General features: G+C 42.4%; 19 protein-coding genes. 10 read left to right on the top strand and 9 right to left on the bottom strand.

Annotated features, from left to right (window positions below; genetic code table 11):
- Positions 1–110: 110 nt before the first annotated feature.
- Positions 111–827: a metallophosphoesterase family protein gene (locus H9659_RS05945; protein WP_191689018.1), complete on the top strand. Its 717-nt coding sequence runs from the start codon at positions 111–113 to the stop codon at positions 825–827.
- 66 nt (positions 828–893) lie between these two features.
- Here H9659_RS05945 and H9659_RS05940 read toward each other — a convergent pair whose 3' ends face one another.
- Entirely contained in the window at positions 894–2,474 is a 1,581-nt protein-coding gene (locus H9659_RS05940) for a BCCT family transporter (protein ID WP_191689017.1), read from the bottom strand.
- Positions 2,475–2,623: 149 nt separating this feature from the next.
- Here H9659_RS05940 and H9659_RS05935 point away from each other — a divergent pair, with 149 nt between their 5' ends.
- The gene (locus tag H9659_RS05935) at positions 2,624–2,998 is read left to right on the top strand and encodes a hypothetical protein (RefSeq protein ID WP_191689016.1); all 375 of its coding nucleotides are present in this window, start codon (positions 2,624–2,626) and stop codon (positions 2,996–2,998) included.
- On the opposite strand, the gene H9659_RS05930 is transcribed toward H9659_RS05935, so the two are convergent.
- The 4 genes from H9659_RS05930 to H9659_RS05915 all read right to left on the bottom strand — a co-directional run bounded on the left by H9659_RS05930 (position 2,993) and on the right by H9659_RS05915 (position 6,023).
- On the bottom strand, positions 2,993–3,610 hold the full coding sequence (locus tag H9659_RS05930; RefSeq protein WP_191689015.1) for a YitT family protein: 618 nt from the start codon (positions 3,608–3,610) through the stop codon (positions 2,993–2,995). The two genes, H9659_RS05935 and H9659_RS05930, sit on opposite strands and share 6 nt — an antisense overlap.
- A 134-nt stretch (positions 3,611–3,744) precedes the next feature.
- Entirely contained in the window at positions 3,745–4,965 is a 1,221-nt protein-coding gene (locus H9659_RS05925) for a dicarboxylate/amino acid:cation symporter (RefSeq protein ID WP_191689202.1), read from the bottom strand.
- A 195-nt stretch (positions 4,966–5,160) separates the two neighbouring features.
- On the bottom strand, positions 5,161–5,478 hold the full coding sequence (locus H9659_RS05920; RefSeq protein ID WP_191689014.1) for a DUF4870 domain-containing protein: 318 nt from the start codon (positions 5,476–5,478) through the stop codon (positions 5,161–5,163).
- A 62-nt stretch (positions 5,479–5,540) separates the two neighbouring features.
- Entirely contained in the window at positions 5,541–6,023 is a 483-nt protein-coding gene (locus H9659_RS05915) for a PaaI family thioesterase (protein WP_191689013.1), read from the bottom strand.
- Between the two features lie 156 nt (positions 6,024–6,179).
- Here H9659_RS05915 and H9659_RS05910 point away from each other — a divergent pair, with 156 nt between their 5' ends.
- Positions 6,180–6,629 (top strand): hypothetical protein, encoded by a 450-nt coding sequence (locus H9659_RS05910; protein ID WP_191689012.1) that lies wholly within the window; start codon positions 6,180–6,182, stop codon positions 6,627–6,629.
- Positions 6,630–6,718: 89 nt separating this feature from the next.
- Positions 6,719–8,545 (top strand): oligoendopeptidase F, encoded by a 1,827-nt coding sequence (pepF, locus tag H9659_RS05905; RefSeq protein WP_191689011.1) that lies wholly within the window; start codon positions 6,719–6,721, stop codon positions 8,543–8,545.
- A 102-nt stretch (positions 8,546–8,647) separates the two neighbouring features.
- Here the strand turns inward: pepF and H9659_RS05900 are convergent, their stop codons facing one another.
- From H9659_RS05900 to H9659_RS05890, 3 genes are all read right to left on the bottom strand, one after another.
- Entirely contained in the window at positions 8,648–9,088 is a 441-nt protein-coding gene (locus H9659_RS05900) for a hypothetical protein (RefSeq protein WP_191689010.1), read from the bottom strand.
- Positions 9,089–9,098: 10 nt separating this feature from the next.
- Positions 9,099–9,428, bottom strand: coding sequence for an ASCH domain-containing protein (locus H9659_RS05895; RefSeq protein ID WP_225217686.1), 330 nt, complete (start codon positions 9,426–9,428; stop codon positions 9,099–9,101).
- A 73-nt stretch (positions 9,429–9,501) separates the two neighbouring features.
- Positions 9,502–10,266, bottom strand: a complete 765-nt coding sequence (locus H9659_RS05890; protein WP_191689008.1) for a FixH family protein — start codon at positions 10,264–10,266, stop codon at positions 9,502–9,504.
- Positions 10,267–10,440: 174 nt separating this feature from the next.
- On the opposite strand from H9659_RS05890, the gene H9659_RS05885 reads away from it, so the two are divergent.
- The 6 genes from H9659_RS05885 to H9659_RS05860 all read left to right on the top strand — a co-directional run bounded on the left by H9659_RS05885 (position 10,441) and on the right by H9659_RS05860 (position 14,350).
- Complete coding sequence (locus H9659_RS05885; RefSeq protein WP_191689007.1) at positions 10,441–11,112, top strand: response regulator transcription factor; 672 nt, start codon at positions 10,441–10,443, stop codon at positions 11,110–11,112.
- 4 nt (positions 11,113–11,116) lie between these two features.
- Positions 11,117–12,532: a sensor histidine kinase gene (locus H9659_RS05880; RefSeq protein WP_191689006.1), complete on the top strand. Its 1,416-nt coding sequence runs from the start codon at positions 11,117–11,119 to the stop codon at positions 12,530–12,532.
- Positions 12,529–13,098, top strand: coding sequence for an SCO family protein (locus H9659_RS05875; RefSeq protein WP_191689005.1), 570 nt, complete (start codon positions 12,529–12,531; stop codon positions 13,096–13,098). The genes H9659_RS05880 and H9659_RS05875 overlap by 4 nt, the downstream gene beginning before the upstream one ends.
- A 20-nt stretch (positions 13,099–13,118) precedes the next feature.
- The gene (locus H9659_RS05870; RefSeq protein ID WP_191689004.1) at positions 13,119–13,418 is read left to right on the top strand and encodes a hypothetical protein; all 300 of its coding nucleotides are present in this window, start codon (positions 13,119–13,121) and stop codon (positions 13,416–13,418) included.
- A gap of 134 nt (positions 13,419–13,552) precedes the next feature.
- Positions 13,553–13,873: a general stress protein gene (locus H9659_RS05865; RefSeq protein ID WP_191689003.1), complete on the top strand. Its 321-nt coding sequence runs from the start codon at positions 13,553–13,555 to the stop codon at positions 13,871–13,873.
- A gap of 108 nt (positions 13,874–13,981) precedes the next feature.
- Positions 13,982–14,350 (top strand): hypothetical protein, encoded by a 369-nt coding sequence (locus H9659_RS05860; RefSeq protein ID WP_191689002.1) that lies wholly within the window; start codon positions 13,982–13,984, stop codon positions 14,348–14,350.
- 71 nt (positions 14,351–14,421) lie between these two features.
- On the opposite strand, the gene rlmN is transcribed toward H9659_RS05860, so the two are convergent.
- On the bottom strand, positions 14,422–15,486 hold the full coding sequence (gene rlmN / locus H9659_RS05855; protein ID WP_191689001.1) for a 23S rRNA (adenine(2503)-C(2))-methyltransferase RlmN: 1,065 nt from the start codon (positions 15,484–15,486) through the stop codon (positions 14,422–14,424).
- Between the last annotated feature and the right edge of the window lie 142 nt (positions 15,487–15,628).

Genomic DNA, 15,628 nt, shown 5'->3' with positions numbered 1-15,628 from the left:
TACCGAATCAGACGGAAATCTTGCACAACCGTTACAAATTATCTGAAATTGATTTATCGAAAAATATGGCGTACTGTTAATATAGATTTGCATTAGAAAGGAAGAGAGTCATGAAACGGACACTTGTCATTAGTGACATCCATGGTGAGCTGGGGATGCTCACTGCCTTATTGGAAAAGGTATCGTACAACTCAAAGAAAGATCGACTATTTTTACTAGGAGATTACATAGATCGAGGAACCGATTCAAAAGCGACACTCGATAAAGTGATGGAGTTGGTTGAAGGCGGTGCGGTTGCTCTTAAAGGAAATCATGAAGATATGATGATTCAATCGCTGATCGATGGCAATGAGCGTACTTGGAGAAATTGGACAGGTCGAAATGGCGGTGAAGCTACGCTGCAAAGCTACGGATTCGAACCGGAATCCTTTTTGTTTTCAGATGAAGAAGAATTTCAAAAGCCTCACCTTCACTCGGACCAACTTAACCGTCATTTAGAATTCATCCAAAACCTGCCTTATTATATTGAAGAAGAAGATACGATTTTCATTCATGCTGGAGTGAAGCCTGGAGTACCGTTGGAAGAGACGGATCCTTATGAACTCATATGGATTCGTGATGAATTCCATAACAATTACAAAGGGCCGAAGACGGTGATTTTCGGCCATACACCAACAAGAGGATTCCGTGATGATGAGAACGATCATAGCATCTATTTCGGAGCGAATTCCATTATAGGGATAGATGGTGGAGCCGTGTTCGGTGGACAGCTGAACTGTTTAGTCCTTCCTGAGAAGAAAGCGTACTATGTTCAGGCAAAAAAATAAAACAAGCAATCGAGTCCCGTAAATCGGCTCGGTTGCTTGTTTTTTTATGGATTGAGCATTCTTTCCTTAGGTCTGTTTCTTCTGTTTTTGTTTTCTTCGTTCTTTCTTCTTATTGTACTCAGCTTCGATCCGTTCAAACCGGCGTACATCTCGAGGACGTACTGTAATCGGTTCTTTCTTCAGCATCTTCACCATGGCAAAAAGCATGATAATTAAAAACAATCCGAATGGCAGTGCAGAGACTAAGGAAGCTGACTGGAGTGCTTCGAGTCCACCAGCATACAGAAGCACTGCAGCAATCGCTGACATGAGCACGCCCCACGTCATCTTCACAATCATTGGGGGCAACAGACTCCCTTTTGTTGTCATACTCGCCAAAATATATGTTGCAGAATCTGCAGATGTAACAAGGAAAGTGAAAATCAAAAGGATGGCCAGGAACGTTAAAAAACCAGTGAACGGCATATGCTGGAAGGTTGCGAAAAGGGCTGACGTCACGTCTTGGTCGACTGCTCCAGCAATGTTTGTCCCATTTTTCAAATCACTGTATAAAGCAGTACCACCAAGTGTCGCGATCCACATACAGGCAAATACCGGAGGAAGTACCATGACCCCGATGATGAATTCACGGATCGTTCGCCCTTTTGAAACACGCGCAACAAAAGCGCCTACGAACGGCGACCAAGCAATGGTCCATGCCCAGTAGAAAATCGTCCATTTCTGGACCCATGTCCCTTCTCCATAAGGCTGCAAGCGCAAGCTATATTGGATGAAATTCGTAATATAATCTCCGATTGCTAGTGTAAAGCTATCTAAGATGAAGACTTTCGGACCGACGATGAAAAAGAAGACGAGCATAGCAATTGCGAGACCTAAATTGAAGTTGCCTAAATAGCGGATCCCCTTATCCAAACCGGTCGATGCCGAGGTCATGTATGCAACAAAAACTATGGCAATGATTGAAAACTGGAGAAAGAACGTATTGCTGATGCCGAATGCATACTCCAACCCTCCGCTCATCTGCAGCACACCAAGACCGAGTGAAGTCGCGATACCCATGACTGTTGCAATGACAGCAAACGAGTCAATTCCACCCTTCAAGTACTTATTGGACCCTACTACAGGTTCCAATGCAGTTGAAATAAGTCCATCTTTCTTTTTTCTAAACTGTAAAAATGCAATGACCAGACCGACTAACCCGAAAATCGCCCACTGCGAAATCCCCCAGTGGAAAAACGAATAACCCATCGCAAGGCGTGCAGCATCATCCGTGCCAGGCTGAACCCCTGAAACAGGCGCATTGATGTAATGGCTCATCGGTTCTGCCACACCGTAAAAGACGAGACCGACTCCAAAACCAGCGGAAAACAACATACCAATCCAAGTGAAGAATGGGAAATCTGGTCGTTCGTCATCACCGCCTAAACGGATCGCGCCATATTTACTGATTGCCAGTCCAATCAGAAATACTACCAATGCAAACACCACGAGCAAGTAGAACCAGCCGAAACTCCTCGTCGTGAATTCATATAGCTGGTCGGCTACAGTTCCAAACTTTTCATTCATCACTGCACCAAGTACTACTAAAATGAAAATGACAGATGCAGATATTACGAACACTGGATTCTTCCAAAACTTTTTCTCCAACGACAACGACTCCTATTTTCTATAGATATTAGTCTCATACCCTCATTTCCGGACACATAACATGCAATTTTCAATGGTCTTCTATTTGTATTTGTATGACTAAATCCTATTTAATACGGATACAATTTGTATGAAAAGGACGTGATCTCATGACAAGCGCTGATGAATTTGCGTTATCACTTTATATCCCTATTCTTCTTCTATTAACGGTTGTCGAAATTGTACTAGGCGCTTATGAGAGTTCGGATGGAATGTGGAACAAACAGTTAGCTGCAGGGAAATTGCTGCTCAACATGGCTTGGACGAGTACACTATTCCCGTTGCTTCTAGATATTCACTTATTTACGTTCATGATTGACTCTTTGTATGAAGGTCGCCCGGATGTCGCGTCTCCTTTAAGCGGCGATGGGATAAAGTGGTTCTCCATTGCCCTAGTGTTCCTATTATTCCTCGTGAATACAATAGATGTGTATCAAAGTTTCCGGAGAGCAGAAAATTCTGCTCATGAGAAAGAAATTTCATAGCCTATTGAATACGTCATTTGACTGAACCGTTTTTACATTCCAAGAAACAATAGCACTAATTGTTAATCCGACACTACAAACCGTGACCAGCGAGAGGACGAGCGATACCCTAGGAACAGAAAGACTTCCTACCGTTACAATGATTATGTCGAATAGCAGAATAATGAGTCCTGAATTGATTTTCAAACTTCTTGCTGTAAGCTGAGCAAGTAAGTCCGTTCCTCCAATACTAATGCCGCGCCGTAACATGAGTCCTGTACCAATCCCAATGAAGATTCCTCCAATTGCACTACTAGCAATCGGTCCGGATTGTAAAATATGTGCCACATCTTTAAGTGGAGCGAACAGGTCAATGACAAGCGCCGAAATTAGCATGCCATGGATACCGTTGTAGAAAAAAGGTCGATAGACAACCCAAGTCAGCATAAAGATAGGGATGCTAATCAGCAAAAACGTCAAGCCCACCTTCGTCCCAGTCACGTAGTGGACAATGAGGCTGATTCCAAGTGCCCCACCTTCCATCAATCCTTGAGGGATTAGAAATAGGTTCAAGCCGATTGCCAAAAAAACACTTCCGACAACCAATGCGATTATCTTTTTAACGCTTTCCATCTCCGCTCACCACCTCTGTGCGTTCTCTAACAACTATATGGCAGCAAACGCCCAGACTTTCCTAATCTGTAGAGACAATTGAAAAAAGCGGCTTCCATATGAAATGGACGCCGCTTTTTGTGTTAAATCTTTCTTTAATTGACAGTCGGTTCAATCGGTTTTATTTCTCTTTCAGATCCCGCTACAATAACCGCAGCTGAAGCATCTCCGACAATATTGACAGATGTCCGCATCATGTCGAGCACCCTGTCGATACCTGCAATCAGAGCGATTCCTTCAAGCGGCATATTCACAGAGTTCAGGACCATAGCGAGCATGATCATTCCCGCACCCGGGACGCCTGCTGTTCCAATCGAGGCTAGAACTGTTGTTAACACGACAGTCAGTAGTTGCATGAAAGTAAGTTGCAAGTCAAAGAATTGTGCGATGAATACCACGGCAACCCCTTGATAGATTGCAGTACCATCCATATTGATAGTGGCTCCAAGTGGCAAAACGAAACTCGCTATGCGTTTCGGAACACCTAGATTCTCCGTTGTATTCTTGATAGTTACTGGGAGTGTCCCTGCACTGCTGGCTGTACTGAATGCGACAAGCGCAGCTGGGAAGATCCCTTTAAAGAATGTGATCGGGCTTAGTTTACCCATTGTCTTTACAGCAATGGAGTAGACAATAAGTGCATGCACAATACACGCAATGTAAACTGCTAACACTACTTTCAGTAAAGGTAATAGAACGGATAAGCCATATTCCCCTACGACCGGGGCCATTAACCCCAGTATACCGAACGGAGCAACACGCATTATGATTCCTGTGATTTTGTACATGATCTCAGCAAAACCTTCAAAGAAAGACAGCACGGGAGCAGCTTTTTCACCAATCATAGTAATCGCAATCCCGATGAACAATGCAAAGAAAATGATCTGGAGAATATTCCCCGTAGCAAGTGCCTCAAATGGATTAGTAGGTACAATGTTTAAAAACGTATCGATTGCGCTTTGCGGTTCTGCGACAGCAGCTTCCGGTATACTGCTCTCTTCTGTAGAAATATTGACTCCAGTGCCTGGATTGATCAAAAAAGCGACTGACAAACCAATAATGATTGCAATGGCTGTTGTGGCTAAGTAATACACAATGGTTTTGATACCGATGCGACCTAGCTGTTTCGGATCTGACATACTCGCAACACCTACTACGAGCGTTGAAAGAATAAGAGGTGCAATGACAAACTTAATAAGTCTCAGGAACAAATCCCCGAGAGGCTGCAGGAAATCGATTTTACTTCCGAAAACACTTCCTAGAATAATAGCTAAAACAAATGCGACAAAAATTTGTGTGCCCAGGTTAAAACGTATTTTCAATTCCAGTCCCTCCCTTTCTTCATTGGTCTTCTACTGTATTCCATTGTATATGTATACATGCAAACGCTTTCACTGAAATCTATAAAAAAGCCTTTCCTAGAGTTCCATTACACTAGGAAAGGTTTTCACATGTGTATTTCTATCCATAATAACTTTTCTAATATAGAAATACAACTACTATTTTTCTAATCAGAACCAACGCCCCACGATTGGATAGTTGTATGGCTCATCTTGGAGTGTTTTCACAATTGCAATGATTGGAATGACAATTGTCATAATGACGAAGCCGATCAGAAATGGTATTCCAATAAGGATAACCGACAAGATCGTTGAAATAACGATTAACGCCCCCATAACCAATTGGAATAGCAGTGCTTGGATCGATAACCGTTTTATTTGTTCATCCAACTCAACAAAAAACGTCATGATGTATATTGCAACCGGCACTAAACACGGAGCAAAAAATGCGCTGGCATGTATGAGTATCTTTAAACCTTTCGTTTCCATAGGTTTTCACCCTTTCACTCGATCTTAGTTATTTTACGAGTGAAACACAGAAAAGATTCATTTTACTTTGCTCCGAACGAAGCGGGCATGACAACCGCGACGACTTCTCCTGTGGCGCATAAGTCACCATCTGCAAAAACTTCCACAGCCACCTTGAATTTCTTAGGATGAATTTCCTCTACGGTTCCGATTGCTTTTAAAGTAGTCCCTTGTGGAGTCGGTTTTATATAATTCACGGATAAGGAAGCGGTTACAAATCTCGGTGGCAGTTCCTCTCCGTCAGGTTCGAATCCATTCTTCCGATGAAGTGCTAACGAAGCGGATCCTGTACCATGACAATCTACCAACGATGCGATAATCCCTCCATAAACGAATCCGGGAATCGCTTTGTGATCAGGTTCCGGATTATAATATGTAACTGTTCGGTCCCCTTCCCAACCAGTTCTGAATTGGTGTCCTTCTTTATTCAACCGGCCGCATCCGTAACACCATGAGAAGTCATCAGGATAACGGTCCTGTATCGCATACTCCACTTTTTGTACCATTCAAATTCCTCCTTCACCTATTTGACTATCAGTATATCACAACAATTCTGCGAATTATCCACCAGACTCATGCATATACTAGCGACGGATTAGAATCCCACCTGATCATGAGCATGCGTATACTACACTAACGAACGATACAAGGAGGACGTTTCTATGAAATTACGCGCGTTTCTACTAATTCTCCTACTCGCAGGAGGAGCTTATGCCATGATCCAGTCGAATAATGAATTTTCAGCGAAGAAATTCTCTGAAGTGCTGCAAATGAATGAAGACCATGTAGCTCAACTTATTTTCACCAAACCTTCTTCAACGGATAGGACACAGCCTACATGGGTATCATCAGACAAAGAACAGATTGCCAGTCTGCTGGGATTTCTAAGTGGATATGAGTTGCAGAAAGAGGATACACAAAAACTGTTGGAAGAATTGAATTTCAACCAATTCACGATCAGCCTTGAGGATCATGATGAAAATCTAGTGACCATCATGGTGGAAGACAGTGTGATCATCACTGAAACTGGTGAGCAATATACTGTACTGGACGGTCCATTTGACGCGGATTGGATGGTGAACTTCATCCTATCGAGCCATTCCCCTTCCTAAATGAATGGACTCTATAAATCTTTGTACATTTCACTCTATTTGTTTTATACTGAAAATAGTTCAGAATTCGAAATAAGGGAGAGAGTTCATTGGTTAAACAATTACCGCCAAGATCCGAAGTACCTCAAGAAGAAACGTGGAATCTAAAAGATTTATTCCCTACGGAGGCTGCTTATTCCAAGGCGCTTGAAACATTGCAAACTGATGTTGCAGCACTTGCAAAGAAATTTCAAGGTACTATTCAATCAGCAGAAGATGTAATGGCTGTATTGAAAGAATTCGAAGCAATCTATATGCAGATCATTCCACTTGGCACATATTCAAGCTTAGCAGCGAGTGTTGACCAGACGGACGACGATGCACAAATGCGTGATAGTCACTTTGGTTCAATCTCCGCTAAAGTCGGAAGCCAACTCTCTTTTGTGACGAGTGAATTGCTGGAGCTGCCCGAGGAAGTTTTAAAGCAAGCAATGGAGCAATCTGAAGAATACAGCCATTATTTGAAGGAACTCATTCGCGAAAAACAGTATCGCCTTCATCCTGAAGTCGAAAAGGCACTCGCTGCTTATTCTTCTGCTTTTGATGCACCTTACGGATTATATAACACTACAAAAATGGTCGATATGGATTTCCCGGATTTCACAGTCGATGGGAAACCATACCCTCTCAGTTATGTATCATTCGAAGGTGGCTGGGAATCGGAGCCTGATACGAAAAAACGCCGTGCTGCGTTCGATGCGTTTTCAGCTAAGTTGCGTGATTATCAGCATACGACAGCTAAAACATATGACTCTCATCTTCAACTCGAGAAAATCACATCCGATTTACGTGGCTACGAGAGCGTAACTGACTACTTACTGTTCAACCAGGAAGTCGACCAATCGATGTACCACCGTCAAATCGATTTGATCACTAGCGAGTTGGCTCCTCATATGCGCAAGTATGCAAAACTTCTTCAAGACGTGCACGGGCTCGACAAAATGACGTTTGCTGATTTGAAAGTTCCATTAGACGCTACGTACGAACCGACGATCACTGTTGAAGAATCGAAGAAGTATATCAATGATGCTCTTGCAATCATGGGCCCTGACTACTTGGATATGGTGAAACGTTCGTATGATGAACGATGGACAGATTTCGCACAGAACAAGGGCAAATCGACAGGTGCATTTTGTTCAAGTCCTTATGGCACTCATCCGTATATCCTGATATCTTGGACAGGTAGCATGGAAGATGTATTCGTCCTGGCGCACGAACTTGGCCACGCTGGACATTTCTATAACGCCCATCAACACCAAAACGTGTTCAACTCACGCCCATCGACGTATTTCATCGAAGCACCTTCGACGATGAATGAAATGCTCGTTGCGAACCACCTTCTTTCGAATTCAGAGGATCTGAAGTTCAAACGCTGGGTCATTTCATCCATCATTTCACGTACGTATTATCATAATTTCGTGACTCACTTATTGGAAGCTGCATATCAGCGTAAAGTTTACGAAAAAATCGATGCAGGCGGCAGCGTCAATGCATCCATATTGAACGAACTGAAGCGCGGAGTATTGGAAGAATTCTGGGGAGATACTGTAGAGATCAATGAAGGAGCTGAGCTTACGTGGATGCGTCAGCCTCACTACTACATGGGTCTGTATCCATATACGTACAGTGCAGGGCTCACCATTTCCACTGAAGTTGCAAAACGTGTGTTGGATGAAGGTCAGCCAGCTGTCGACGATTGGTTGAAAGTGTTACAAGCAGGCGGTACGAAAACGCCAGCTGAACTTTCAAAAATGGCTGGTGTCGATATTACAACTGACGAACCGTTGCGCAATACGATTGCTTACATCGGCGATCTCATTGATCAGCTCGTTCAACTGACAGAAGAAATCAATGCTGAAGCACAACCTGCTAAGTAATCTCAACGAAAACTGAAATACAGAAAAAGCAGCGGCTTGAACTGACTGAGCCGCTGCTTTTTTGTATTTTAAAAATCATATAGAATCCTGAGTTTGTCGATTTCACCAAAATGACGGTTTGGCAACCATTAGATAGAGCATGATTAGGAGTAACCCTATGTACCGCCACGAAGTGTTTGTTAACTTCTTTAACAGGTCTTCCCGATTCTCGGGTTCTTTTGGAAACCGGTCCAAGATAACGGAAAATCCGCTAGCGAGAAATACAATCGAAAGCATCATAATGCCCAGCGTGACAATCACCCAGGAAGTATACCATGGCCAGGGCCCAATCAAGATCAGGATCACTCCGGAAACTACAAGGACGTGTCCTGAATGCATCACAAAGCGTATTGTCCATTTGAATAATGAGAGAAGAGTTGCCGCCTCACTCAAAACCGCGATTCGGACACGTGAAATGATCGGGAATAGCAGAAATAACGGCCCTACTGAGGCTACTGCTGATAATACATGAATGTAGACGATAACTGTATAGAAGAAGTCCATATGACTTCCATCAATTCGTTACGGGAGAAAACTCGTGCACCCATACTTTCATCGTCGGAATCCATTTCATCCCTTCATGCATATCGAGAATCGATTGCTTGTATGCGTCTAAACTTTCAAATCCTTCTTGACGGGCATGCATTTCTGTGACTTCACCCAGTGTTTGCTGGTAAAGTGAATCCACTTTGAATTCCTTACCTTCCAACTCCATAATCTCACCTGGGTATGCGTAAACACCATTTCTACGTGTTGCAGTCTTTTTACCTTCCAGTACTTTTTCTACATCTGCAGGTACTGTGACAAGTCTTTCAACGGAACATGTTTTTTCCGGATAGTTCATTATAAATCCCCTCATTTCATCTATTTACTACATTATATAGAGTTCTCGATGAAATTTCGAATATGACAGTCTTTTATTCTGCAATAGTGATTTCGTGTGTTTCGTGCTCATGCAAGCCTGCATCATTTTCAACATGGACGGTAACACTTGCTGTTCCGGCTGTGTCAAATGTCATTTCACCATGATATTCGCCGGGTTTCTCTTCGGTTAACTGAACCCATTTCGCTTCATCCTTTTTGTCATTCACGACAACTTCTAGTCGAACGCGTGCCTTTTCAAGCGGATTTTCATCTTGCTGCAAATGGACGATCATCATTGCTGATTCATTCACTTTCACGGCTTCAGGTTCCATGAAATGCATTGAGAAGCCTTCTGCACTATCATGGTGATCATGACTTTCTTCGCTTTCAGCTTCATCATCAGGGGTTCCTGCACCAATTGTGATTTCTTTCATCGGCATTGTATGCATATCTCGCGCTGTAACGTGGACTTGCACATGATATACGCCATCATGCTCAAATTTTGCTTCCGCTTCGTATACACCATCCGTGTTCTGATCCGATTTGACCTTCCAGCTGTCCTCTTTCTTTCCATCTTCCCAGATCTCATATTCAACTTCATTTGCGTCCGTTACTTTTTCATCACCTTGAGTGACTGCAGCTTCTAATTGAATCGCTTCCCCCGCTTTTCCTGTTTCAGGAACGGTTAAATCCACGGAGATGGGGACCACCACTACTTCTTCGTCCTCACTTGCATTTGTTTCTGTATCATTTTGCCCGCATCCTGATGCTAAGAGTGCGATGAGTGCTGTGCTAATTGCCAAATGTCTTTTTTTCAATTGAATCTCGCTCCTTTTTGCTTAACGGTTTGTCCGCTATCAAGTATTATTACGTTATGAGCATCATTGTACTAAGTAAATTCGAAGGAATGATGAAGTCTGAAAACTTCATGGAATGTTCACTGTTTTTTGAGAAACTGAACTGATTAACGATTGATGAAATGAGGAAACCAAATGATGTCGTATACAATTATGGTAATCGATGATGAAGCAGAAATGAGAAAACTGATCCGTACATTTTTAGAAGCTGATGGGTATCGAGTGGTGGAAGCGACAGACGGAGTTCACGCGCTTTCCCTTCTGCATGAAATCCGGGTAGATCTTTGTTTAGCAGATGTCATGATGCCTTATATGGATGGATTCCTCTTTGCTCAAGAAGTGAAACGAACGATTGACCTTCCAATTATCTTCTTGTCGGCTAAGGGTGACGAATGGGATAAAATCAAAGGTCTCAAACATGGTGATGATTATATTGTAAAACCATTCTTACCAGGAGAATTACTAGCACGTGTAGCCTCTGTCTTACGCAGATCCTACCAACGGAAAGGGTTAAACAGTGCACTCTCATTCGGACCACTTGAAATCGATAAAGAAGCTCACCGTGCAACATTGAATGGAAAAGCTTTGTCACTGACACTAAAAGAATTCGGTATTCTTTACGTTCTCGCTAAAAATTCAGGACGCGTTTACTCACGAGACGAACTTCTCCAGATTGTTTGGGGAGATGATCACGATAGTAGCGTTCGTACCGTCGACACACATATTAAGACGTTGAGGTTGAAGTTAGGTGACGAAGGTCGAAAAATAGAAACTGTCTGGGGTATCGGCTACAAATTCGAGGTTTAAGCCGATGAAACTGACATTGAGTAAAAAAATCTTATCCTTATTCTTTTTAAGCCTAGCATTTACAATTCTGTTTTCGTTTTTCTTCATTCATTTCCTGTATTCAAAATTGTATTTGGAAAGCATTGAAGAATCGATTGTCTATCAAGGAAAACGAACAGCCGCTCACTACCACTTCGGAGAACTAAGCGATGATATCATCGAAAAGATCCAATGGTATAATGTCGTATCTGAATATGAAATTGTTGTTGTCGATCAGCTTGACGATCTATCCTCTTACTTTCCTTACCAAGTTAACTACGAAAGCTTAGTGGATCGTTCGGATCGAAAAATTCTTGAAAAAGGGTCCTACGTTGTAAAAAAAGGATATGTGGAAGAATTCGATCGTGAAATTCTAGGAGCCATCTTTCCAATTCGAGGAAAAGATTCATTGATTGGTTTTATTTATATCTACGTGCCTCTTGCTGCAATCCAAGATGTGTTCAAAGAAAGCATCCCTTTACTGATCGCTGCAGGTTCAGGATTCTTCTTGATACTTTTCTTACTTATCAACCGCGTATGGAGCTCCCTTTTCAGTCCGTTACGGAAATTAGAAAGATTGGCTGCCAACATTTCTCATGGAGACTATTCGGGCAGGGTGGCTACAGAACGTTCCGATGAAATCGGTCAGTTAGCTCGGGCCTTCAATACGATGAGCTCGTCACTGGAAGCACAAGAAGAACGAAAACGCGAATTCACAAGCAATCTGGCACATGAAATGCGGACGCCGCTCACTTACATTAGCGGATATACGCATGCGTTAAAACAGATCAGCGAGTCTCAAAATTCTAATCCGGATTCTGAGAACTACCTCAGTACCATTGAAAAAGAAACCGCAAGACTCAGTAAATTGATCAACGACCTGACTGATTTAAACCATCTTCAAGAAGGACTGTTCACTGTTGATACTGAACCGATTGTCGTGGCACAAGTGCTAGTCGACACTGTGGATTTGTTCCGAATCCACTTATCGTCTCGATCCATTCATCTCAAGCTTGAAGTAGAAGAGGACTTGATCATCCTCGGAGATCCTGATCGGATTCAACAAGTTTTTTACAATACGATTGATAATGCTGTCAAGTACGTATCTGACGGCGGGACTGTTCAAATCCGATTATTTGAGCACGGTGCTAATGTTCGTTATGAAGTCCAAAACGAAGGACTAACAATTTCCAAGGAAGATTTAAGTAGGATGGGAGAACGTTTCTTCCGTACAGACAAAGCCAGAACACGGACTACAGGTGGAACGGGGCTTGGTTTGTCCATTGTAAAAGAGATCGTCCGACTTCATCACGGTACGTTCAATATGGACAGCGATCCTGCTACTGGCACGACTGTCACAATTGACTTACCGATGTTTACTGAAGAGGAGGAGGCAACATGAATGCAACTCGAGTCGTCCCTATTATGCTAGCAGTGATCGTTTTACTGTCTTCCTGCTCTTCACCTAAAACACCGATCAGAGAAATTTCTTCGTTCACTTTTATAGATCAGCAAGGGGAAGCATTCGGATTGAAACAGTTAGAAGATACAGTCTGGATAGCAGATTTCATATTTACAAATTGTGAAACCGTTTGTCCTCCGATGACTTCCGAAATGGCCACATTGCAGCGAGAGTTCAAGAAACACGACTTGGATGTCCAATTTGTTTCCTTCACTGCTGACCCTGAAGTGGATACACCGGACAAGTTAAAAGCATATGCTGCTCAGTTCACAGACGACGAAACTAATTGGCATTTTCTAACGGGCTATTCCGCTCAAGAAATCACCACCTTCGCCAGAGATAATTTCCAAACGATCATCCAAAAACCTGAAACATCCGATCAAGTCATCCACGGAACAAATTTTTACCTGATTGCAAAAGATGGTAAACTGATCAGTGAATTCAACTATGTTGATGAAGATTATGTACATGATTTACTAAAAACAGTAAAAGACTATATGAAATAAGACGATTTAGGAGGGATTCTTTGGACTCAGAAGCAATTGCGACGTTGTCCTATACGGTTCCACATAAGTCAGTAGGTTGGATTGAGCAGACGGTAACTACAGCAGTCTGCACGCTAGCCCTGCATGAAAGCAAGATCGTTTCGCAGCAAAATTCCTATCCTATCCATGCGATCCATGACTGTTCCTATCGACCGTTTTCAGATGGAACGTGCTTGTTCTATCTTCATACAAATCAAGGCGTCCGGTCGTTCCATGTCAATGTCGACCCAACCTTTTTCTTGAAATCATTTAAACGTATAAGAGGCGATTTATATCTTTGATGCTTCACTCTTTCTTCCTTCTCTTGCGTATGGATTGAACTCCATTTTAACGATAGTTGTTTAACCTGGATGCAATGGTGGTATACATACACTAGAGCAACAAAGAAGCAATTACTTATTGGAGGGATTTACACATGGTAGAAAAATATTATGTAGAAAACGCAGTCCAAGCAAAGGCAAAAGTAGATGAGCTAACATCCAAAGGTTACACTCATGACGAAATTTATGTTTTCGCACATGATAAGAAACGCGGAGATCATATTACAGACGCATTGGACACTGAAAAAGCTGGTGTGAAGGAGCAAGGCTTCCTCGATTCCATGAAGAACATGTTCAGCTCTCGTGGGGACGAACTTCGCAGCAAGATGCACGGTGCTGGTCTCACTGAAGAAGACGCAGCAGCAGCTGAGAGCGAACTCGACAAAGGGAAACTTGTCGTTATTGCCAACAAATAAGCCTATATGTAATCCGCACAACCTCGTTCGTTCACGAGGTTGTGCTTTTTTTGTGTGCAGAAACGTTCCATTTTCGGTATGATGTTGGATGGAAAGCAGGTGCATCGTATGGACCGTCACTTAGGGAAAATCGGTTTGTTTACTGGATTATCGACGTTGGTACTTTTTATTATCGGTGTTCGTACAATTAGTGGAGTGGATTTAGGTTGGAAAAATTATCTTGCCTTTTCCGTATTTGCATTAACAGTGGGACTCATTGCGTTATTGCTATTATTTTACAAGTTGCCTATCGCATTTTGGTTCTTCATGGCGGGGATGATCATCAGTTTTGAGGAATTTTTCCGTAGTATCCTTACGATTGAAGGAGAACTTGGACAATCCATTGGAGTCCTTTCCGTCTATATTTTCTCCTCATTCAGTCTAGGTGTAGGATTAATTGTTCAATTCATCGTAATCCTCATAGGGAAGAACAAATAGAAGACAGCAAAAAGCAGAACGTGGAGTTCAAACACTCCCACGTTCTGCTTTTTAGTTGCAGATCAAGTAAATTACAATGCTTTTTCCTTCTTAATCTGCTTACTTCGCAATTGACCGCAAGCCGCATCGATATCCGTACCTTGCTCCATACGCACGCCGCACACAATGTTCCTCTTCCTAAGCGTCTCATAGAATTTCTTGATATTCTCAGGCTCACTTCTCGTGTACTGGTCATGCTCATCGACCGGATTATACGGAATCAAGTTCACATACGACAAGTGACGTTTGTTGTAAAGCAATTTCGCGAGTTGTTCTGCTTCAGCGACATGATCATTCACGTCATTCAACAAGATATACTCAAAAGTAATTCGTCGGTTCGTCGTTTCCAAGTAATAGTCAATGGCATCCATCAATTTTTCGATTGGGTATGCCCGATTGATTTTCATAATGCGAGTACGCAACTCGTTATTCGGAGCGTGCAATGATACGGCCAAGTTGACTTGGATGTTTTCGTTTGCGAAATCACGAATTTTTGGTGTCAATCCACTTGTCGATACAGTTATGTGACGGGCGCCGATCATCAAACCTTTTTGGTCGTTAACAACACGTAAGAAATTCATCAGATTATCATAGTTATCGAATGGTTCTCCGATTCCCATGACGACGATATGGCTCACTCGATCGTCATTGCCTTTCAAATCCAAGTGATGCTGCACGTTCATAATCTGCTCGACGATTTCTCCAGAGTTCAAGTCACGGCTCTTTTTCAATAATCCACTTGCACAGAAACTGCATCCGATGTTACAGCCGACTTGAGTCGTCACACAGACTGAATGGCCATATGGAAATTTCATCAAGACTGTTTCGATCAAGTTACCATCTTGCATTTTGAAAAGGAACTTGATGGTACCGTCTTCAGACTCTTGTTTCACTGCTTGTTCCAATGACTGGATCACAAAGTTCGCTTCCAACAATTCCACACAGTCACCATTGATGTTCTTCATATCGGAAAACTGAGTGACCCGTTTTTTATACAACCAATCCCAAACTTGTACGGCACGATATTTCTTCTGCCCATTTTCAATAAGCCAATCGGTAAGTTGGTCAAACGTTAGACCATATATTGATTTTTTCATTAGACATCCTCATTTCAGATAATGCATTTCATCCGTCCATTGTACAGGATTGTTCATTAAGACACAACAGCTTTGCAAGATAATGGGCATCGTTGAAAATAAACAGTTTTCTAGTTTTCACAAGCAACTGTTGCATTCACAT

The sequence above is a fragment of the Sporosarcina gallistercoris genome, assembly GCF_014836415.1.
Lineage (GTDB): Bacteria > Bacillota > Bacilli > Bacillales_A > Planococcaceae > Sporosarcina > Sporosarcina gallistercoris.
This window is presented reverse-complemented; position numbering and strand designations above follow the sequence as displayed.

Excerpts from the sequence above, each read along its gene's own strand:
- H9659_RS05945 (WP_191689018.1), top strand. The coding sequence starts at position 111 with ATGAAACGGACACTTGTCATTAGTGACATCCATGGTGAGCTGGGGATG.
- H9659_RS05935 (WP_191689016.1), top strand. The coding sequence starts at position 2,624 with ATGACAAGCGCTGATGAATTTGCGTTATCACTTTATATCCCTATTCTT.
- H9659_RS05930 (WP_191689015.1), bottom strand. The coding sequence starts at position 3,610 with ATGGAAAGCGTTAAAAAGATAATCGCATTGGTTGTCGGAAGTGTTTTT.
- H9659_RS05920 (WP_191689014.1), bottom strand. The coding sequence starts at position 5,478 with ATGGAAACGAAAGGTTTAAAGATACTCATACATGCCAGCGCATTTTTT.
- H9659_RS05915 (WP_191689013.1), bottom strand. The coding sequence starts at position 6,023 with ATGGTACAAAAAGTGGAGTATGCGATACAGGACCGTTATCCTGATGAC.
- H9659_RS05910 (WP_191689012.1), top strand. The coding sequence starts at position 6,180 with ATGAAATTACGCGCGTTTCTACTAATTCTCCTACTCGCAGGAGGAGCT.
- H9659_RS05900 (WP_191689010.1), bottom strand. The coding sequence starts at position 9,088 with ATGGACTTCTTCTATACAGTTATCGTCTACATTCATGTATTATCAGCA.
- H9659_RS05895 (WP_225217686.1), bottom strand. The coding sequence starts at position 9,428 with ATGAACTATCCGGAAAAAACATGTTCCGTTGAAAGACTTGTCACAGTA.
- H9659_RS05885 (WP_191689007.1), top strand. The coding sequence starts at position 10,441 with ATGATGTCGTATACAATTATGGTAATCGATGATGAAGCAGAAATGAGA.
- H9659_RS05880 (WP_191689006.1), top strand. The coding sequence starts at position 11,117 with ATGAAACTGACATTGAGTAAAAAAATCTTATCCTTATTCTTTTTAAGC.
- H9659_RS05875 (WP_191689005.1), top strand. The coding sequence starts at position 12,529 with ATGAATGCAACTCGAGTCGTCCCTATTATGCTAGCAGTGATCGTTTTA.
- H9659_RS05865 (WP_191689003.1), top strand. The coding sequence starts at position 13,553 with ATGGTAGAAAAATATTATGTAGAAAACGCAGTCCAAGCAAAGGCAAAA.
- H9659_RS05860 (WP_191689002.1), top strand. The coding sequence starts at position 13,982 with ATGGACCGTCACTTAGGGAAAATCGGTTTGTTTACTGGATTATCGACG.
- rlmN (WP_191689001.1), bottom strand. The coding sequence starts at position 15,486 with ATGAAAAAATCAATATATGGTCTAACGTTTGACCAACTTACCGATTGG.